20 protein-coding genes are annotated in these 18,376 nt (G+C 38.4%); 8 read left to right on the forward strand and 12 right to left on the reverse strand.

The features are described 5' to 3' along the window. Nucleotide 1 precedes the first annotated feature (1 nt). The 7 genes from DQ356_RS01690 to pdxA form a co-directional block, all read right to left on the reverse strand. Nucleotides 2-799 carry a DUF5672 family protein gene (locus tag DQ356_RS01690; RefSeq protein WP_114302716.1) on the reverse strand — a complete coding sequence of 266 codons (798 nt, stop codon included), beginning with the start codon at nucleotides 797-799 and terminating at the stop codon, nucleotides 2-4. Further along, nucleotides 799-2,043, reverse strand: a complete 1,245-nt coding sequence (gene rocD / locus DQ356_RS01695; protein ID WP_114302717.1) for an ornithine--oxo-acid transaminase — start codon at nucleotides 2,041-2,043, stop codon at nucleotides 799-801. Before rocD ends, DQ356_RS01690 begins: the two co-directional genes overlap by 1 nt. Nucleotides 2,044-2,216: 173 nt before the next feature. Further along, nucleotides 2,217-3,569 (reverse strand): acetyl-CoA carboxylase biotin carboxylase subunit, encoded by a 1,353-nt coding sequence (accC, locus tag DQ356_RS01700; protein WP_114302718.1) that lies wholly within the window; start codon nucleotides 3,567-3,569, stop codon nucleotides 2,217-2,219. Between the two features lie 75 nt (nucleotides 3,570-3,644). After that, on the reverse strand, nucleotides 3,645-4,127 hold the full coding sequence (accB, locus tag DQ356_RS01705; protein ID WP_114302719.1) for an acetyl-CoA carboxylase biotin carboxyl carrier protein: 483 nt from the start codon (nucleotides 4,125-4,127) through the stop codon (nucleotides 3,645-3,647). Nucleotides 4,128-4,250: 123 nt separating this feature from the next. Further along, nucleotides 4,251-4,454 carry a 50S ribosomal protein L32 gene (gene rpmF, locus DQ356_RS01710; protein ID WP_114302720.1) on the reverse strand — a complete coding sequence of 68 codons (204 nt, stop codon included), beginning with the start codon at nucleotides 4,452-4,454 and terminating at the stop codon, nucleotides 4,251-4,253. Between the two features lie 60 nt (nucleotides 4,455-4,514). Beyond that, on the reverse strand, nucleotides 4,515-5,036 hold the full coding sequence (locus tag DQ356_RS01715) for a YceD family protein (protein ID WP_166413035.1): 522 nt from the start codon (nucleotides 5,034-5,036) through the stop codon (nucleotides 4,515-4,517). Nucleotides 5,037-5,126: 90 nt separating this feature from the next. After that, entirely contained in the window at nucleotides 5,127-6,218 is a 1,092-nt protein-coding gene (pdxA, locus tag DQ356_RS01720; protein WP_114302722.1) for a 4-hydroxythreonine-4-phosphate dehydrogenase PdxA, read from the reverse strand. 99 nt (nucleotides 6,219-6,317) lie between these two features. Here pdxA and DQ356_RS01725 point away from each other — a divergent pair, with 99 nt between their 5' ends. Genes DQ356_RS01725 through DQ356_RS01735 form a run of 3 tightly spaced genes read left to right on the forward strand, consistent with a single transcriptional unit; the run spans nucleotide 6,318 to nucleotide 9,056 of the window. Then, complete coding sequence (locus tag DQ356_RS01725; RefSeq protein WP_114302723.1) at nucleotides 6,318-6,914, forward strand: riboflavin synthase; 597 nt, start codon at nucleotides 6,318-6,320, stop codon at nucleotides 6,912-6,914. Further along, on the forward strand, nucleotides 6,901-8,355 hold the full coding sequence (locus DQ356_RS01730; RefSeq protein ID WP_114302724.1) for a sensor histidine kinase: 1,455 nt from the start codon (nucleotides 6,901-6,903) through the stop codon (nucleotides 8,353-8,355). The genes DQ356_RS01725 and DQ356_RS01730 overlap by 14 nt, the downstream gene beginning before the upstream one ends. Next, a complete protein-coding gene (locus DQ356_RS01735; protein ID WP_114302725.1) occupies nucleotides 8,355-9,056 on the forward strand; it encodes a tRNA1(Val) (adenine(37)-N6)-methyltransferase in 702 nt (233 codons plus the stop codon). The genes DQ356_RS01730 and DQ356_RS01735 overlap by 1 nt, the downstream gene beginning before the upstream one ends. Before the next feature lie 7 nt (nucleotides 9,057-9,063). On the opposite strand, the gene DQ356_RS01740 is transcribed toward DQ356_RS01735, so the two are convergent. Both DQ356_RS01740 and rpmH read right to left on the reverse strand, forming a co-directional pair. After that, nucleotides 9,064-9,774, reverse strand: a complete 711-nt coding sequence (locus tag DQ356_RS01740) for a cell division ATP-binding protein FtsE (protein ID WP_114302818.1) — start codon at nucleotides 9,772-9,774, stop codon at nucleotides 9,064-9,066. Between the two features lie 155 nt (nucleotides 9,775-9,929). Then, nucleotides 9,930-10,088, reverse strand: coding sequence for a 50S ribosomal protein L34 (rpmH, locus tag DQ356_RS01745; RefSeq protein WP_114302819.1), 159 nt, complete (start codon nucleotides 10,086-10,088; stop codon nucleotides 9,930-9,932). A 197-nt stretch (nucleotides 10,089-10,285) separates the two neighbouring features. Between rpmH and DQ356_RS01750 the strand changes: the two genes are divergently transcribed. Then, nucleotides 10,286-11,293 carry a DHH family phosphoesterase gene (locus tag DQ356_RS01750; protein ID WP_114302726.1) on the forward strand — a complete coding sequence of 336 codons (1,008 nt, stop codon included), beginning with the start codon at nucleotides 10,286-10,288 and terminating at the stop codon, nucleotides 11,291-11,293. A 3-nt stretch (nucleotides 11,294-11,296) separates the two neighbouring features. Here the strand turns inward: DQ356_RS01750 and DQ356_RS01755 are convergent, their stop codons facing one another. The 3 genes from DQ356_RS01755 to tilS are packed head-to-tail and all read right to left on the reverse strand — an operon-like array spanning nucleotide 11,297 to nucleotide 15,554. Next, nucleotides 11,297-12,079 (reverse strand): alpha/beta fold hydrolase, encoded by a 783-nt coding sequence (locus DQ356_RS01755; RefSeq protein WP_114302727.1) that lies wholly within the window; start codon nucleotides 12,077-12,079, stop codon nucleotides 11,297-11,299. A 59-nt stretch (nucleotides 12,080-12,138) separates the two neighbouring features. Beyond that, on the reverse strand, nucleotides 12,139-14,202 hold the full coding sequence (locus DQ356_RS01760; protein WP_114302728.1) for a protein-disulfide reductase DsbD family protein: 2,064 nt from the start codon (nucleotides 14,200-14,202) through the stop codon (nucleotides 12,139-12,141). Next, a complete protein-coding gene (tilS, locus tag DQ356_RS01765; protein ID WP_114302729.1) occupies nucleotides 14,199-15,554 on the reverse strand; it encodes a tRNA lysidine(34) synthetase TilS in 1,356 nt (451 codons plus the stop codon). The genes DQ356_RS01760 and tilS overlap by 4 nt, the downstream gene beginning before the upstream one ends. A gap of 97 nt (nucleotides 15,555-15,651) precedes the next feature. On the opposite strand from tilS, the gene DQ356_RS01770 reads away from it, so the two are divergent. The 4 genes from DQ356_RS01770 to DQ356_RS01785 all read left to right on the forward strand — a co-directional run bounded on the left by DQ356_RS01770 (nucleotide 15,652) and on the right by DQ356_RS01785 (nucleotide 18,376). Continuing rightward, nucleotides 15,652-16,485 (forward strand): OmpA/MotB family protein, encoded by an 834-nt coding sequence (locus tag DQ356_RS01770; RefSeq protein WP_114302730.1) that lies wholly within the window; start codon nucleotides 15,652-15,654, stop codon nucleotides 16,483-16,485. A 92-nt stretch (nucleotides 16,486-16,577) separates the two neighbouring features. Then, the gene (locus DQ356_RS01775; protein WP_114302731.1) at nucleotides 16,578-17,225 is read left to right on the forward strand and encodes an O-methyltransferase; all 648 of its coding nucleotides are present in this window, start codon (nucleotides 16,578-16,580) and stop codon (nucleotides 17,223-17,225) included. A 7-nt stretch (nucleotides 17,226-17,232) separates the two neighbouring features. Continuing rightward, nucleotides 17,233-17,913 (forward strand): C40 family peptidase, encoded by a 681-nt coding sequence (locus DQ356_RS01780; RefSeq protein ID WP_114302732.1) that lies wholly within the window; start codon nucleotides 17,233-17,235, stop codon nucleotides 17,911-17,913. Nucleotide 17,914: 1 nt separating this feature from the next. Next, the gene (locus DQ356_RS01785) at nucleotides 17,915-18,376 is read left to right on the forward strand and encodes a DUF1648 domain-containing protein (RefSeq protein WP_114302733.1); all 462 of its coding nucleotides are present in this window, start codon (nucleotides 17,915-17,917) and stop codon (nucleotides 18,374-18,376) included.

The following is an 18,376-nucleotide window of genomic DNA, read 5'->3' on the forward strand; positions in this document are numbered from 1 at the left end:
TTTATAAAATATATCCTTTTTTTTCAAAATATGGTCTCCAGAAATGACGTTCTTTATCCCACCTGTGGCACCCGAAAGGTAAAATCCCATTATTAAAATCAATTGCTTTTTTCTGCTTGTTTTCAATAGCAAAAAGGCAGGCTTGCTTATAATCCGGTTTATAAAATTCAATGTTATTTCTTTTAGGTTCTATGCTAAAGAAAACATCTTCAGCATAAAATTCACCTCTATTTTCAGGCTTCAGATAAACTTTCACCACTTCATCCAACTGCTTGAGAATTTCTATGAATTTTTCTCGTTTCCGTAGAGATAGTCCGCCGTTTCCGACTTCATTATACAAAAGAGTTTTGTCTTTTTGCCATTTTCCATTGCCGTTATAATTTACCAACGATTTTAATTTGTATAGCCCTTTATCCCATAATCCTTTTAAAAAAGGTATGTCTTCGAAAGAGCGGATCCAAGGGGCACCAATGTAATCAAAGTTTTTTCTACACCAATCCATCAGATGATCCTCAAAAACAAAACAGTCAGTTTGGTAGATTAAAATGTATTTTTCATTAAAAGACCGATAAAAATCCAAGTTCAGCATCAATTGATTATAACCATAGATTCCATCAAAAAAATAATCATCAAACGCCAGAGAATTGAATGAGAACTGTTGATATGGAATAATGTCTAATGATTTAGGATGAATAAATGTAATCTTGTAATTTCTTAATATTTCAGTAGCCCGATTCAATGAAATTAAATCGTCACTTCCAGGCACATCTTTATAAATAGGAATGACAACATCTACCATTACTTCTTATATTCCAAAACCGTCTTCTCAATAATCTGAACGCAATCCAATAGTTGTTCTTCGGTGATGACCAATGGCGGAGCCAAGCGAATGATGTTGCCGTGTGTTGGCTTGGCCAGAAGTCCGTTGTCCCGAAGTGTCAGGCAGAGATTCCAAGCCGTAGAACTTTCGGGTGTGTCATTGATGAGGATGGCGTTCAAAAGTCCTTTCCCACGCACTCTGGTGATAAGATCTGTTTTCTCAATTAATTTTTCCATTTCAGAACGGAAAATTTTGCCCAGACTTTCTGCTTTTTCGGAAAGATTTTCCTCTTCAACTACATCCAGAGCTGCCATTGCTACTGCACAGGCTAACGGATTTCCTCCAAAAGTGGAACCGTGTTGTCCGGGCTGGATTACATTCATAATGTGATCGTCCGCCAATACGGCAGAAACAGGATACATTCCTCCGGAAAGTGCTTTTCCTAAAATCAAAATATCCGGCTGTACATTTTCATGATGGCAGGCAATTAATTTCCCTGTTCTTGCAATTCCGGTTTGAACTTCATCGGCAATAAACAGAACATTGTGTTTTTTACAAAGTTCAGATGCGCTTTTCAGATAACCTTCATCCGGAACATAAACACCGGCTTCTCCTTGAATAGGTTCCACCAAAAAAGCAGCAACATTTTCTGAATCATTTTCCAAAACAGTTCGGAGCGATTCTAAATCATTATAAGGAATTTTTACAAATCCCGGCGTGTACGGACCGTAATTCTCATTGGCGTCAGGGTCGTTTGAAAAGGAAATAATGGTAGTAGTTCGGCCATGAAAATTATTTTCGCAAACAATAATTTTAGCAGCATTTTCCGTAATTCCTTTCACTTCATAGCTCCATTTTCTGGCAATTTTCAAAGCAGTTTCTACGGCTTCCGCACCGGAATTCATAGGCAACACTTTATCAAAACCGAAAAGTTCCGTAATTTTTTTCTCGTATTCCCCCAATTTTGAACTGTAAAAAGCTCTGGATGTTAGCGCAAGTTTTTGTGCCTGATCCACAAGTGCATTGACAATCTTTGGATGCGAATGACCCTGATTAACAGCAGAATATGCTGAAAGAAAATCGTAATATTTTTTTCCTTCTACATCCCAGACATAAACACCTTCGCCACGATCCAGCACTACCGGAAGCGGATGATAATTGTGGGCGCCATATTTTTCTTCGAGTTCTATGAAAGTTGATGAAATATTGGTAGGAGTTTGCATGTTTCTTTTTAAATTTAAAGAAGCAAAATTAATGATTTATTTTCAAGTGTATAAATGAAGACCTGAGTATCATTATTAATATTCTCATTCTGAGATCTGGTTTGTCATTATTAACAAAAAATCCGTCTCATTTTAAACTGAAACGGATCTTTTTATTCTTGGAATATTGATGATTAATTCTCGAAACTCTTATCCATCACAAAATCCTCCATGAATTTTGTCGTGTAATTTCCTGCCAGATAATCTTCGTTTTCCATCAATTGTCTGTGGAAAGGAATGGTGGTTTTCACGCCTTCAATATAGAATTCCTCCAAGGCGCGTCTCATTTTTGCAATCGCTTCATCTCGCGTTTGTGCCGTGGTAATCAGCTTTGCAATCATGGAATCATAATTGGACGGGATGGTATATCCTGAATAAACGTGAGTATCAACACGAATTCCATGTCCGCCTGGAATATTCAAACTAGTAATCTTTCCGGGACTTGGTCTGAAATCATTGAATGGATCTTCAGCATTAATCCGGCATTCTATAGAATGAAGTTTCGGGTAATGATTTATCCCTGAAATCGGCGTTCCGGCTGCAAGCATAATTTGCTCACGAATCAGGTCGTAATCAATTACCTGTTCAGTAATCGGATGTTCCACCTGAATTCTGGTGTTCATTTCCATAAAATAGAAGTTTCTGTGTTTATCCACTAAAAATTCTATCGTTCCAACCCCTTCATAGCCAATATATTCAGCAGCCTTCACGGCAGCATCTCCCATTTTTTTACGAAGTTCATCCGTCATAAACGGGGATGGCGTTTCTTCGGTAAGTTTTTGATTTCGTCTTTGTACAGAACAGTCTCTTTCCGAAAGGTGACATGCTTTTCCATACTGATCTCCGGCGATCTGAATTTCAATATGCCTTGGCTCTTCAATCAGCTTTTCCATGTACATTCCGCCATTTCCGAATGCGGCTACAGCTTCCTGAATCGCAGATTCCCAATGTTCTTTAAGTTCCGACGCATTCCATACCCGGCGCATTCCTTTTCCTCCACCGCCAGCTGTTGCTTTGATCATTACAGGATAACCGATTTCTTCAGCTATCTTTGCGGCATCTTCGTAAGAACCGATCAAACCTTCAGATCCGGGTACGCAGGGAACACCCGCTTCTTTCATCGTAGCTTTAGCATTTGCTTTATCGCCCATTCTGTCGATTTGCTCTGGGGTGGCACCGATAAATTTAATACCATTCTTCTGACAAATTCTGGAAAAATTGGAATTTTCTGAAAGAAATCCGTAGCCGGGATGTATTGCATCGGCATTGGTAATTTCTGCTGCTGAAATAATATTAGGAATTTTCAGATAGGAATCTTTGCTCATGGCCGGGCCAATGCAAACGGCTTCATCTGCAAACCGGACATGGAGGCTGTCCTTATCCGCAGTGGAATATACTGCAACCGTCTTTATTCCCATTTCTTTGCAGGTGCGCAGGATACGCATTGCAATTTCGCCACGGTTGGCGATCAGTATTTTTTTGAACATCTTAATTAATTTGAAAAAGAGAAAATTTGAAAATTTGAAAAATGAGGTTTAGTACTCATTACTAAATATTATCAATTAAGAAGGATCAACTAAAAATAAAGGCTGATCGTACTCTACAGGAGTAGCATCATCTACCAAAATCTTCACGATTTTTCCTGAAACTTCAGATTCAATTTGGTTGAAAAGCTTCATCGCTTCGATAACACAGACCACTTTTCCGTTAGACACTTCATCTCCTACGTTCACGAAAACATCTTTATCCGGAGCGGGTTTTCTGTAAAAAGTTCCGATCATAGGGGATTTAATCGTAAGATATTTGCTGTCGTCGTCTGCTTTTTCTTTTGCAGGCTGTTCAGCAGATGGTGCTGGTGCTGCCGCAGGAGCCGGAGCCGGAGTTGCAGCTGGGTACATTTGGGGCTGTGCAATATAACTTACATTTTCGTTTCCTCCCAATGGTGTTTTAATGGTGATTTCAAAATCTTTGGTCTTATATTTCACTTCTGAAACTTCAGATTTGGAAACGAATTTAATAAGATTTTGTATTTCTCTGATGTCCATAATTTGATTTTTTAATAAGGCATCAAAGATACCAAAAAAACGTAAAAAACAACAAAAAACCACCCGAAATTACTGAAAATCGAGTGGTTTTTATATTAAATCGAGCTTTTCTAAGATATTCTCCTAGTTCTCTTCAGTAGTTTCAATTTCTTTTTCCATTACTATTTTTCCTCTGTAGTAGAGTTTTCCTTCGTGCCAGTGTGCTCTGTGGTAAAGGTGCAACTCACCGCTGGCGGCGTCTTTTGCCAATTGAGGAACCTCAGCTTTGTAGTGAGTTCTTCTCTTATCTCTTCTTGTAGACGATTGTCTTCTCTTTGGATGTGCCATTGTAATAATTTTTTTTGATGAGCGATGAGACTCATCATCTCATCATATTAAACTATTTATTTAATTATTGTCTTTTAATTTTCTTAAAGCGTCCCAACGCGGATCGCTCTCTTTTTGCTGTTCTTCTTCAACTTTAGGTTGATATTTCTTCAGTATTTCCAAATCTTTTTCGTCCAGATTCGGAGAAATTTTCTTCATCGGAACAGAGAGTACGATATTCTCATAAATCAGCTGTGCCACATTGAACACATAATCGTTTGCCGGAATTATAATAACTTCTTCATTGCTGTCATCATATTCCTCACCGAATTTTACCAAAACATTCACTTCGGATGCTATTGCAGCATCGAAAGATTCAGTACTGATGTCACAAAGCAATTCTACCGTACCGCTCGTATTAATCCAAAATTCCAGAAAAGTAGAATGCTTTTCCATCAAAACCTTGGCCTCTATTCTCGGATTGGTAAATTCCTGCTCTGTTTCAAAAAGTTGAAAGAACGCATTATCTATCTCAAATCGGAACTGATGTTTTCCGTCTTTCAGACCGGAAAAAGCTACATCATAATTTCTAAGCTTGTCCATAAAATGAGTGTGCAAAAATATGCATTTTTTTTGAATTAGCAAATAAATTTTCCTGAGGCTTTTTAATGAAGAGAATTTACGCAAAAACTTCTACCCTTCTGAATCGTCCGGCAGATCTTCATCAACTCCGCTGTCGGCATAAGCTTTTTTTGGCCGCAGCCTGTCCTGCATCAGTTCATTATACTCTTGGCGGTTTTTAAAAATTTTAATTCCCGTGAAAATGGCTTCGGTAATGCTGCGTTCATCAGCAACATTTTGCCCGGCAATATCATAAGCTACACCGTGATCCGGCGAAGTCCGTACTACAGGCAGTCCCGCGGTGAAATTGACACCGTCCGCATACGCTAATGTTTTAAAAGGAGCCAAGCCCTGATCGTGATACATGGCCAAAACGGCATCATAATTTTTATATTTTTCCGGCTGAAAAAAACTGTCAGCAGGAAAAGGCCCGAATGCCATAATTCCATTTTCGAAAATTTCACGAATGACGGGTTGTATGATTTCTATTTCTTCGTTCCCAATCTGGCCGCCATCACCCGCATGCGGATTAAGGCCTAACACAGCAATTTTCGGTTTCTGAATACAAAAATCCTCAATAAGACATTGATTCAAAAGTTTAATTTGTTTTTTTAATTTCTCCTTTGAAATATTTTCGGGGATTTGCCATACGGGAATATGATGGGTGGAAACCGCAACTTTCAGTTCGTCGGTAACTAAAAACATCAGTCCCTTTTTTTCAAATTTTTCTTCCAGATAACCGGTGTGTCCTGCATGTTTAAATCCGTGTTTCAGCATTTCATCTTTGTTAATGGGTGCTGTTACCAGAACATCGATGTCACCATTTTTTAAAGCTTGTGAAGCTGCTTCCAGCGAATCAATCGCCATTTTTGTCGATTCTTCAGTAGGTGTGCCCAAATCTACTTTTACATTGTCTTTCCACAGATTCACCATGTTTATTTTTCCGTTCTGAGCCTGAGCGGTCTCTTCAACATAATGGAAATTCTGCTGAATTTTAAAAATGTTTTTTTGGTAAGTGAAAAGTTTTCCTGATCCAAAAATAATGGGTGTAAAAAAATCGGTAATGCTTTTATCTTTCAGAGATTTCATGATAATTTCGGGGCCTATCCCATTGTAATCGCCTATGGAAAATCCTACTTTTATCTTATAGTTTTTTGAACTCATATTATTATCTTTGAAGATTATTAGAGAATGACAAATTTATAAATTAAAAGGGAAACTTTTATTTTTATTTGGATTCTCTCCAATCTGAACTTAGAAACTATGTTTACAGGAATTATAGAAGCAACAGGAATTGTTGAAAAAAAAGAAATACAAGGCTCCAATATTCACTTCACACTCAGCTGTCCTTTCACCGATGAACTGAAAATAGACCAGAGCTTGGCACACGACGGATGCTGCCTTACTGTGGTGAATATTTCCGGTACTGAATACACGGTTACGGCAATTGACGAAACTTTGGCCAAAACAAATTTATTTAGCTGGGAACCTGGAACCGAAGTGAATCTTGAACGCTGCACGAAAGTGGGTGGCCGATTGGACGGGCATATTGTACAGGGACATGTTGATAAAACTGGCGAGATAATTGCAATCCGGAACAAGGAAGGAAGTTACCTCATCACGGTCAGCTACAGTGCTGAAGGCGATTTTGTAACCGTTCCTCAAGGATCTGTTACAGTAAACGGAATAAGCCTCACCGTTGCTGAAAGTGATGAAAACCGGTTTTCAGTTGCCATTATTCCCTACACCTGGGAGCATACCAATCTTAGAAACTTAAAAATCGGAGATCGAGTGAATATAGAATTTGATATTATTGGAAAATATATTGCAAAATTATTAGCAAAAAATGCCGCTGAGTAGATATCGAGGATACAGTCTCCGAAACCGCGTATTCTGGGGATTTTTATTGGTCTGCATCCTCAGTATGGCAGGCTCTTCCGTGTTGTCTTTTTATCTCCTGAAAAATAATGCCGAAGAACAGAGCCGCAGCGATTTGCAGGAAGAAACCAATGCGCTGATGGCCGCTCTGGATTACGCTGTAAGCCAGACTCCGATTACTACTGAAGATATTCCCGGGGTTTTGAAAAATAAAATCATGGAAATCGCAGATATCAACAAACACGATATCGTTATTTATGACTTGAACGGCGATTTTCTTATTTCCAATAAACTCGATAATCTGGTTTCCCAAAAGAAAGTTCCACAAAATATCCTTACCCAAGTCGTCACCCAAGACCGAAGAGTGGACGTAAAAGAATTTGATCAGAAAGTAAAAGCCAATAAAACTTCGTCCTACGCCATCTTAAAAAACAACTTCTTGGAACCTATCGGAATTGTCTACCTTCCCTATTATCATAATGAAGATGTGTATCTGGATGTTCTCAATAAATATCTGAAATACATGGTTTTGGTGAACTTACTTATTGTCATTTTCAGCATTTGGCTCAGTTGGATCATCTCGAATAATCTTACCAAAGCCATCACGAATTTCTCTGATCTTATTACCAAAATTACGCTATTCGAAAAAGAAATGCAGCCGATAAAGTATTATCATAACGACGAATTGGGCGCATTGGTAATGGCATACAACAAGATGATTCTTCAAATTCAGGATCAAAAAGAAAGGCTGGCCTTCAGTGAAAAAGAAAAAGCCTGGCGAGAAATGGCTAAACAGGTAGCTCACGAAGTGAAAAATCCATTAACACCGATGAAACTAAATATTCAAAATTTTGAAAGAAAATTTGATCCGGAAGATCCCGACATCCGGGAAAAAGTAAAGCAATTGTCCAGCACAATGATAGAACAAATTGATCTAGTAGCCAAAGTTTCGAGTGCCTTTTCACAATTTGCACAGTTGCCGGAAAAAGTTAACGAAACGTTCAATCTGAATAAACAAGTGCATTCCATCCTCAGGATTTTCAATAACGACAGAATTTTTGTTCATGCCAACAAAGAGAATATCATGATCCACATGGACAAAATTTACCTCAATCGTATTATTACCAACTTGGTAACTAACGCCAAACAAGCTTTGGAAGACACAAAGGACCCTATCATTAATATTGACATTGAACTTATTCAAAAGAAAATAATGATTTCCGTGGAAGATAACGGAATAGGAATTCCGTCCGAAATGCAGGAACGGATCTTTGAGCCCAATTTCACTTCCAAAAATTCAGGAATGGGCCTCGGACTGACGATGGTGCGTAAAATGGTGGAAGATTATGGTGGGACAATAACCGTAAAATCTGAAATTGGAAAAGGATCAAAATTTACCATCAGCCTTCCCGCTAATTTATAATGAAACCCTTTGTTTTTCAAAAATTTTTGGTTCAGCAGTCTTCCACAGTATTTCGTGTGGGAACCGATGGCGTGCTGTTGGGCGCATTGTGCGATGTTTCGGAATCTGAAAACATTCTGGAAATAGGAACAGGAACGGGAATTATTTCATTAATGCTGGCACAAAGAAATCCGAAAGCAAAAATCACAGGTATCGATTTGAATGAAGATGCGGCAAATCTCGCTCTAAAAAACTTTGAACAATCCGAATTTCGGGAAAGACTGCAGGCGAAACATCAGGATATTAAAACTTTCAGTTCAGAAAAATTCGATGCAATTGTTTCCAATCCTCCTTATTTCTTGGAAAATCTTTCGTCCAAAGACAAACTGGCAAGGCAACACACCGGACTGGATTTTAATACTTTGATTTCACAATCCTCCAAACTGCTTTCGGAAAACGGTGTATTTGGTGTGATTATTCCTTCAGATTCCGAAGCGGAATTCTGCAAAACGGCCTTCGATTTTTCTTTACATTTAAAAAGAAAAATCAATATTTTTGGAATAAAAGACGGCGTTGCCAGAAGATGTATTCTGGAATTCTCATTTCAGGAAACTACTTTTTCCGAAGAAAATTTCATCATCGAAGAAAGTCCCAGAAAATACTCCGAACAATATCTAGAGGCAACCCGGGATTTTCATGTGTTTCAAAAAAATAAAGTGTAAAATCGATTTATTCGAACAATTCTGAAGTGTCCAGAACCGAAACTTTTCCGTCTTCACAACGGATGGCCTCTCCGGGAAAATTCTGAATCATGTGGTAATCATGTGTAGCCATCACCACTGCAGCGTGATTTTCAATCGCAACTCTTTTCATCAGCGTCATAATCTCGTTCGATGTTTCAGGATCCAGGTTTCCTGTAGGTTCGTCTGCAAGAATGAGTTCAGGTTGATTCAAAAGTGCACGCGCAATCGCCACGCGCTGTTGTTCTCCGCCGGAAAGCTCGTGTGGCATTTTGTGTTTTTTGGTTTTCATTCCCACACTTTCCAATACATCATTGATTCTTTCGTCTATTTTTTCTTTCTCTTTCCAACCCGTCGCTGCCAGAACAAATCTGAGATTTTTCTCAACCGTTCTGTCCGGCAATAATTGAAAATCCTGAAACACGATTCCCAGTTTTCTCCGAAGATTTGGAATATCCGAAGTCCGCAGTTTTGCCAGATCGAATCCTGCCACACTTCCCTGTCCTCCGGAAAGCGGAATATGTCCGTAGAGTGTTTTCAGCAATGAGCTTTTTCCCGAACCTGTTTTTCCGATCAGGTAGCAAAATTTTCCTTTTTGAATGTAGAGATCTACGTTGCTGAGTACAGTGAAATTTTTCTGTGCAATAGTAGCATTACTGAGGTTGATGATATTATCTCCCGTTTCGTTTCTGTGCGGCATTATAAAAAAATAAAGCTGATAAATTGATTGATGAATGTGAACTTTCAAAAGTAAATAAAGTTCTGTGGATCTCCTAAATTTTGGCAAATTTTAACAACAAAAAATGCCTGAAAAATTTCTCTTTCAAGCATTCTCTTAATATGATAATAAAAGAATTATCTCTTAGCGCGCATTGCACTAACGGTTAAACTCTTTCTGCCTTTTGCTCTTCTTGCAGCCAACACTCTTCTACCGTTTGGCGTGGACATTCTTTCTCTGAAACCGTGTTTGTTTCTTCTCTTTCTTTCTGACGGCTGGAAGGTTCTCTTGCTCATTTCTAATATCTTTAGTGTATAACTATATCTGATTTTAAGACTGCAAAAATACAAAATTTTTTAAACCCGACAAATAAATTTTATAAATGTTCAATCCGGAATGGGCTTTTTAATTTTATTCACAGAATGAATTGATCTTTTCCACAAAAATGGAGACTTTAAAATCTAAAAGGTAACTTTGCAAAAACCGAAATTTTATGTTTACAGCGTCCGAACTTTTAGATATCAACCAGCTTTTAATCCCAGAAAATAAGATCGTCATTATTACGCATTACAATCCTGACGGTGATGCTATTGGTTCTTCGCTGGGTCTGAAGCATTATCTGAATATCAAAGGTTTGAATGCAGAAGTGGTAGTTCCCAACGATTTTCCAAAATTTCTGAAATGGATGCCGGAAGCTAAAAAAATCACCATTGCCGATTACAAACGCAAAAAAGCCTGGGAAATGATTGATCAGGCGGATGTTATTTTCATTCTTGATTTTAATGCAGCACACCGTTGCGGGAATTTGGTTGGTCCGTGGATTGAAAAAGCGAAAGGCATAAAAATTCTTATCGACCACCATCAGCAGCCAGAGGATTTTGATTTCGTGTATTCCGACACATCTGTACCTGCAACTTCGCAAATGGTGTATCATTTTATAGAAGCAATGGAAGAAGAAAATATTGTTAATCAGGATATTGCGGAATGTTTGTATTGCGGAATTATGACTGATACCGGAGGTTTTCGATTCCGTTCCACATCGGCAACTACGCATCGGATTATTGCCAATCTCATTGAAAAAGGTGCAGATCCGGCGATTATTACTTCCAATACCTGGGATACCAATACGGTTTCCAGACTTCATCTTCTGTCTCTTATTTTGTCCAGAATTGAGATTGTGAAGGACGGTAAAGTTGCGATACTTTATCTAAAACGCGATGAATTGAAAGAATTCGGTTTCGATAAAGGCGATACGGAAGGTTTTGTGAATTATGGCTTAAGTATCTTGGGAACCCGAATGTCCGCTTTTTTCATGGAAGATTTGTATGAAGATTTTATCAAAATTTCTTTCCGCTCGAAGGATGATGTGGATGTAAACCAGTTTTCAAGAAAGCATTTTCAGGGCGGCGGACACATCAATGCAGCGGGCGGAAAATATTATAAAGACATCTACGAAACCATCGAAGATTTCAAAGAGAAAATTGAAGAAGAAGATTTTTAACCCTTAAAACACAAGCTTTTTCGGCAGATTGTGCAATAATTCGGTATTGATGATGGCAGCACAAACTTCCGGTTTTTCCCAATGTCCGTTATGTCCGCAATCCAGAACGTAGGATTTGATATTGGTTTTATCGGGAATATTTTTAATGAGCAAATCAGTTTTCACGGCACCATCGTGTTTTCCTGCGATAATCAGAATTTTAGCTTCCAAATCCTGTATCACATGCGTTCGGTCGGGTCGTTCTATCATCCCTTTTACACAGGCTAACGCACCTTCAGGTTTCGTGGAAAGTGCAATTTCTTTAGCCAGTTCTATTTTTCCTTCCAGAATATCTTTTTCATTCGGATTGAAAAGATTGGGAATTCCAGCTGAAACGTAAGCTCTGAAATTTTCGAGAATAATTCTGAAGCTTTTTCTGCGCTGTTCTTTTTTTTCCTCATCATCAGGGAAATAAGTGGAGAAAAACAGCGTAAGACTTTTTAGAAACTGAGGATAATTTTCTGCGAAAGCCAGTGAAACATAGCCTCCCATAGAATGTCCCAGCAAATGAAATTTCTCTAAATTCAGGAAATCCGTTACTTCCTTCACTTTCATTGCCATTTGCTCCATCGTGTGAATTTCGTCTAAAACCGGAGATTTGCCATGACCGGGAAGGTCAATTTTAATAAACCGGAATTTCTCGGACAATAAAGCTTCCATCTCTTCCCAAATGAGAAGATTTTCCATGAAACCGTGCAGCAGCACAAGGTTTTGGGTTCCGTTGCCGGATATTTCGTAGTTCAGCATGATGATCTTTTTATAACTTCGAAGATACCAAAAACCAAACAGTTGATTTTACATTCTTCTTATTTATTGTTTTTAAAATACTGAATCCCACACTCCAGGAATTTTTTAAAATCTTCTTTCGGCATATATCCCGAAACAGGTGTATTAATCACTTCTCCGTCAGGGGTTACCAACACATAATGCGGTTGGGAATTATTGTTAAAATTAACCTGCTGAAACATGCTCCATCTGTCGCCGATGGTTTTTATCCGTTTCATTTTACCATTTCCCATATCAATTCTGGTTTGCTGATCTTCAGGAAGTTCCTCTTTATCATCTACATACAGCGATGCCAAAACCACCTCATTTTGTAATAACGGCAGAATATCGGGTTCGCTCCAGATAAATTCTTCCATTTTACGGCAGTTTTCACAACCGTAACCTGTGAAGTCAATCAGCAACGGTTTATTTTCCTTCTTCGCCTGTTCGATGGCTTTGAAATAATCATGTTCAGGATGCAGCCCGAGAATTCCTTCTCCTTCTTTATGAAAATAACTGACATTCAATGGCGGAAGAATTCCTGAAAGCATTTGCAAACGAGGCCTTTCTGAAGGAAATAATCCCTGAATAAGATACATTAAAAAACCGATACTTAAGATCCCAAATACTTTTCTGCCAGATGAAATTTTGGCCTTTTTATCATCGTGAGGAAATCGGATCAATCCAAATAAATAAAGTACCAATCCCAAAGTAATCACAATCCAGAGCACGATGAAAAGTTCTCTTTTCAGTAAAAAGGTTTTAGAAACCAGATCTGCTTTTGAAAGGAATTTCAGTGCCAGACCTAATTCTATAAATCCTAAAACCACCTTCACAGTATTCATCCATCCGCCGGATTTTGGCAAACTTTGTAATGCCTGAGGAAACAGTGCCAGCAAACCGAAGATAATGGCCCACGAAAGACCAAAACCGGCCAAAGCAAAAGTGAGAAGCATCGGAATATTGCTGGAACCCGTTACCGCGCTTCCCAATAAAGTTCCTAAAATAGGGCCTGTACATGAAAAAGATACGATAACCAGCGTGAGTGCCATAAAGAAAATGCCAACCATTCCTCCCGCTTCTTCCGCCCGTGAAGATTTATTAGCAATAGAACTCGGCAGCGTGATATCGTAATACCCGAAAAAGCTTCCTGCAAAAAACAGAAATACAACAAAAAAGAAAATATTTAGCCCGACCGAAGTGGAAATCTGATTAAAAATATTCCCGGCAATACCGTCTATAACATGAAACGGGACACTCAGCAGAATAAAAATGAGCAGAATAAAAAATCCGTAAATAAAAGCATCTTTTCTTCCTTTGGCCTTATCTTTTGTGCCTTTGGTAAAGAAAGACACTGTAAGTGGAATCATAGGGAAAACGCAAGGCGTCAGCAAAGCAATCAAACCACCTAAAAAACCAAGGATGAGATACGTAAGATAACTGTCACTTTTCTCCACCGGATCGGTGCCACAATCGGTCAGAGGATTATTGAAATCCAGTGAATTAATTTTTAAATTCTTTGGATCTAACGGTGCTGCCTGAACGATTGTCGCCACATCAGGCGGCGAAAGTACAGCTTCATTCTGCGGATTTGTTTCTTCTGAAGTTTCCTGATTTTCTGAACCTGAACCTGAACCTGCGCTCACAGGTGTTATTTTCTTTTCAAATTCCAGAGTATTAGGAGCAAGGCAAACGCGGTCGTCACAGGTTTGATAAGTAAACTCAACGGAAATAACAGCTGGTTTCTCAGGATTTTTAAACCTGAATTTCTGCTTAAACTGCGCATTATTGGAAAAATACACAATTTGAACCCCAAACGCTTCGGAAAACTCGTCATGTTTTTTTCCAACTTCTGTAATTCCTCCAATCAGTTCGATGCCCTCTTTTGAAGTCACGATCATTTCGGTTGGAATTCCGCTATCCGGAGGCAAATCTTTGGAATAAATATGCCAGCCTTTTTCCAATGTTGCCGAAATCACGGCTTCATACACATTGTTCCCAGCCGGATTTACATCAAATTTTAATTTTACGGGATCTTTTATTTGGGCAGAAATTCCTGTATATAAAAAAGCTAAAACAAGAATAAACCAATTTTTAACATTCATTTTTTAATCTGTATTGATATTTTCAAAAAAGCGTTTGTGGCACTGTCAGCGGCATATCTTCTGTCCTGCCTGAACGGAATTACGCCCAGAACTTCATCATCACCATTGCACAGCAGCCAGATTTTTTCACGGGCTAAAATAGGTATTTTCTCATCCCTAAAAAACTTTGACAGTTTCTTTTTGCCAATCATCCCGATAGGAAAAATAAGATCCCTTTCATTCGCTTTTCGAATTTTCAAAGGAAAGTTCAGTTTTTCAAAATCAAAGAGCCATTCGTTCTTATCTCTTAAGGATGTCGGACGATCTGTTAACTGCATTTTCAGCTGAAAGTCATCATTCTGAAAAGTGAAGATTTCATTTTCCGAAATATTCCCGGCACGAAAAAACGCGATGTCTTGGATGGATTCCATCTTCTCCACACTTTTTTTTTCGGTAATTACCAAAGTATCGTGATCTACTAATAAACGGTATTTGTTGGAAAAAAATATTTTCCCGTTTTCCGCTTTCATAATTTTCTGAATTTCATCTGAATACAAAAACCCATACTTTCGCAAAATTTCGGATTGTACAAAGAGAGACTGTCCAGAAAATAAAGATTTATTCAGAAGGATATTTTCGTCCGAAAAAGTTGTCATTTCGTCCGCAATTTCTTCCAGTTTATTTTCCATTAGTTGCCGGGAATCAGAGAGCAACGACAGTGAAGTTTGAAAATTTTCCAAAAAGTTCGGGTTGGTTCCGATTAATAAAGGAACGATTTGATTTCGGATTTCATTTCTGAGGTAATCATTTTTTTGGTTCGAAAGATCTTCCCGATAAGGAACCTGTTTTTCTTTTGCAAAACGGTAAATTTCCTCCTTGGGAAACTGCAACAATGGCCGGAGAATTCCGTTGTCACTTTGTGGAATTCCGGAAAGCCCACGAATACCGCTTCCCCGGGAAAGATTGATTATAAAAGTTTCAAGCTGATCGTTCAGATGATGCGCCGTCATGAGAAAATCCAGCTGATTATCATTCATTATTTTCCTGAAAAAATCATAGCGCAATGCTCTTGCCCACAACTGAACAGAACCGGAAGGCTTCGTTTCTGCATCTGAAACGGTGTACAAATGAAACGGAACCGAATATTTTTTACAAAAATCCTCAGCTATTTTCTGATCAAGGTCAGAATCTTCTCCTCGCAGTTTATAATTTACATGAGCAGCGTGAAAATCGTATTCCAGTTCTTTCATCAGATGAAGCAAAAGCATAGAATCTGCACCTCCGCTGACGGCAATAAGATAGGTCTTATTTCTGCCGTTTTCGGTAATTGAAACGAGCGAATTTTCAAACGCAGAAAGTGTTAAAGTCTTCATAAATATAAGGAATACAAAGATAAGTCATCTTTTACAAAGAGAAATTTTGCCTATATTTGAAATTCTTAAAATCGACAATTTTTAAAAAATAAACATAATGAAATTAAAAAGTTTTTTAGGTATTTCAGCCGTCGCAATTTTATTGACAAGCTGTGTCAGCAAAAAGCAATTTGACGCTTTGAATTCGAACTACAAACAGAGCATTGAAAACTTGGCAGAAAGACAGCGTGAAATTCAGGATTTACGATCAGTAAATTCCGGTTTAGTAAGCGAAAACACTTTGCTGAAAAGCCAGAATGATGCTCTGAAAACCTCGCTGGACGCCTGCTTGAACAATACAACACAAGGTTCTACGAACATTACCAAATTGATTAACGAAATCAATGCGTCGAATGCGTACATCAAACAGTTGATTTCCACCAATGCTAAAAATGACAGCCTGAACCTGGCGCTTTCCAACAAGCTAAAGCGTTCTCTGGACAATATTGCTGACGACGATGTACAGGTAAAAGTGCTGAAAGGCGTGGTCATGATTTCATTATCAGACAAAATGCTTTACAAAACTGGAGAATTTGCAGTATTGCCACAAGCGAGAGAAATATTAGGGAAAGTAGCTTCTGTAATCAATGATTACGATACTTATTCTGTACTTATTGAAGGAAATACAGATAATGTACCTTTGAATTCCGCGAATGTTCCGCGTGACAACTGGGATCTTTCCGCACTTAGAGGAACATCGGTTGCGAAAATTCTACAGAATGAATTTGGAGTAAATCCTAACAGAATTACTGCAGGAGGAAGAAGTGAATACAACCCGAAAACCACCAACGCTTCTGTATCCGGAAGGTCTGAAAATAGAAGAACCGAAATCATCATCATGCCAAAACTGGACGAGTTCATGAAGCTGATGGATATTGCACCTAAGAAGTAATTTATTTTATAAATAATCTTTTATACTACCTCGCCTGAACCATCGGGCGAGGTTTTTTGTTTCATTTTTTATACATTTGAAAAAAAGTAAAGATGAGTTATTTTGACGAACAACTCCCCGAAATGGACCGGTATCTGGAGCAGCACGCTTCTTCGGAACCTGAAATTCTGAAAAGCCTGCGAAAAGAAACCTATCAGAAAACTACGCAACCTCACATGATTTCAGGTTATCAGCAAGGAAGATTTCTAACCATCATTTCCAAAATACTTCGGCCTGAAAAAATTCTGGAAATAGGAACATTCACAGGATATGCTACGCTTTGCTTAGCTGAAGGATTGCCTAAAGGAGGCGTCATTACCACACTGGACATCAACGAAGAACTGGCTTATCTTCCAAAAAAATATTTTGCTGAAAGTGAATTTTCGCAACAAATTGATTTTAGAATTCAGGATGCGAAAGATTTCCTGAAAGAAACCAACGAAACTTTCGATCTTGTTTTCATAGATGCGGACAAAGAAAATTACGTGGAATATTTTCATTCAATAAAACCAAAACTGAAATCCGGATCTGTTGTGATGTTCGATAATGTGCTGTGGTACGGGAAAGTACTGCAAGAAAATCCGAAGCAAAAATCCACGCAGGTTATCCGCCAGTTGAATGAACTGATCGCCGCAGACGAGGATTTTGAAAATCTTATTTTACCTTTGCGTGACGGGGTTAATTTGCTCCGGAAGATATAAAAAATCCATGGGAAAAGTGTATTGCAATGTGGCATTTACAGCCATTCTGGAAGATCATCATCAAGAATCTGTCATGATTTCTCAATTGCTTTTTAATGAAACTGCGGAGATTCTGGAAGAAAAAGACGGATTCTACAGAATTGCTTCAGATGATGACGAAACAGAAGGCTGGATTGATCACAAAAACGTAATAAAAATTTCCGGTGCGGAGACTTTAGAAAACATAAAAGAAAAATTCCGAAACCGTTCAGAATTTTTACCCAGTTTTTGGTCGGATTTGCCTGAAAAAATATTATCAATTTCGAGAGAAAATATTGCAAAAACTGCAAAAAGCCTTGTTAATACCCCTTATATGTACGGAGGCAGGAGCGGTTTTGGCCTCGATGCAAGCGGCTTTGTCCAATTCGTATTCCGGCAATATGGAATAAAACTCCCGAGAACGCTTTCCAAACAAGCTGAACAGGGAGAAGCTTTGTTTTTTGCCGGTGAAAGCAACGCTGGCGATCTCGCATTTTTTGAAGACGAAAATGGGGAAATAGTTCACTCCGGCATTATGCTGAATATGTATGAAATTATTCATTGTTACGGCAAAGTACGGATTGATTCAGTAGATTCTTCCGGAATTTTCAATAAAGAGCTAGGACGTCATTCGCACCGACTTCGTTTTATTAGAAATATTTTGGACTAAAATGGAATTTCTGATTGTTTTTGATATTGTAAATGCTGCGCTGCTTCTGTGGTTGTGGTACATTACATTAAAAAAATACCCTTCACTTCCCGACCAGATTCCTACAAAAATTGATTTTGAAGGCAAACCTTACCGGTTCGGAAACAAGAAATTGGTTTTTGCTCTTCCGGTGATGGCACTGCTTATTTTTGGATTATTCATCTATTTTTTTCAGTTTCCCGAAAAATTCAATTATCCTGTAGAAATAACCCATGAAAACCAAGGCAGACAAACCCTAATTGCAGTTCTGGGCCTGCGGTTGCTCCAGTTTTCAGCTTCACTGATTTTTTTGAACTTGCAGGATTTCACCCTTCGTAAAGCTGTCAATACAGAAGCCAAACCCAAAGTCAGCATGGTGGCTATTTTGCTTAGCTGGATCGCCGTAGTACTTGTGTTCATCACCATTGCCGTGGTTATAAAATAG

It is taken from the genome of Chryseobacterium lacus, from assembly GCF_003336205.1.
In the GTDB taxonomy this organism is placed as follows: Bacteria; Bacteroidota; Bacteroidia; order Flavobacteriales; family Weeksellaceae; genus Chryseobacterium_A; species Chryseobacterium_A lacus.

Bases quoted from the DNA above. Each gene is read 5' to 3' on its own strand.
- DQ356_RS01690 (WP_114302716.1), bottom strand. From the start codon at position 799: ATGGTAGATGTTGTCATTCCTATTTATAAAGATGTGCCTGGAAGTGAC.
- rocD (WP_114302717.1), bottom strand. From the start codon at position 2,043: ATGCAAACTCCTACCAATATTTCATCAACTTTCATAGAACTCGAAGAA.
- accC (WP_114302718.1), bottom strand. From the start codon at position 3,569: ATGTTCAAAAAAATACTGATCGCCAACCGTGGCGAAATTGCAATGCGT.
- accB (WP_114302719.1), bottom strand. From the start codon at position 4,127: ATGGACATCAGAGAAATACAAAATCTTATTAAATTCGTTTCCAAATCT.
- rpmF (WP_114302720.1), bottom strand. From the start codon at position 4,454: ATGGCACATCCAAAGAGAAGACAATCGTCTACAAGAAGAGATAAGAGA.
- DQ356_RS01715 (WP_166413035.1), bottom strand. From the start codon at position 5,036: ATGGACAAGCTTAGAAATTATGATGTAGCTTTTTCCGGTCTGAAAGAC.
- pdxA (WP_114302722.1), bottom strand. From the start codon at position 6,218: ATGAGTTCAAAAAACTATAAGATAAAAGTAGGATTTTCCATAGGCGAT.
- DQ356_RS01725 (WP_114302723.1), top strand. From the start codon at position 6,318: ATGTTTACAGGAATTATAGAAGCAACAGGAATTGTTGAAAAAAAAGAA.
- DQ356_RS01730 (WP_114302724.1), top strand. From the start codon at position 6,901: ATGCCGCTGAGTAGATATCGAGGATACAGTCTCCGAAACCGCGTATTC.
- DQ356_RS01735 (WP_114302725.1), top strand. From the start codon at position 8,355: ATGAAACCCTTTGTTTTTCAAAAATTTTTGGTTCAGCAGTCTTCCACA.
- DQ356_RS01740 (WP_114302818.1), bottom strand. From the start codon at position 9,774: ATGCCGCACAGAAACGAAACGGGAGATAATATCATCAACCTCAGTAAT.
- rpmH (WP_114302819.1), bottom strand. From the start codon at position 10,088: ATGAGCAAGAGAACCTTCCAGCCGTCAGAAAGAAAGAGAAGAAACAAA.
- DQ356_RS01750 (WP_114302726.1), top strand. From the start codon at position 10,286: ATGTTTACAGCGTCCGAACTTTTAGATATCAACCAGCTTTTAATCCCA.
- DQ356_RS01755 (WP_114302727.1), bottom strand. From the start codon at position 12,079: ATGCTGAACTACGAAATATCCGGCAACGGAACCCAAAACCTTGTGCTG.
- DQ356_RS01760 (WP_114302728.1), bottom strand. From the start codon at position 14,202: ATGAATGTTAAAAATTGGTTTATTCTTGTTTTAGCTTTTTTATATACA.
- tilS (WP_114302729.1), bottom strand. From the start codon at position 15,554: ATGAAGACTTTAACACTTTCTGCGTTTGAAAATTCGCTCGTTTCAATT.
- DQ356_RS01770 (WP_114302730.1), top strand. From the start codon at position 15,652: ATGAAATTAAAAAGTTTTTTAGGTATTTCAGCCGTCGCAATTTTATTG.
- DQ356_RS01775 (WP_114302731.1), top strand. From the start codon at position 16,578: ATGAGTTATTTTGACGAACAACTCCCCGAAATGGACCGGTATCTGGAG.
- DQ356_RS01780 (WP_114302732.1), top strand. From the start codon at position 17,233: ATGGGAAAAGTGTATTGCAATGTGGCATTTACAGCCATTCTGGAAGAT.
- DQ356_RS01785 (WP_114302733.1), top strand. From the start codon at position 17,915: ATGGAATTTCTGATTGTTTTTGATATTGTAAATGCTGCGCTGCTTCTG.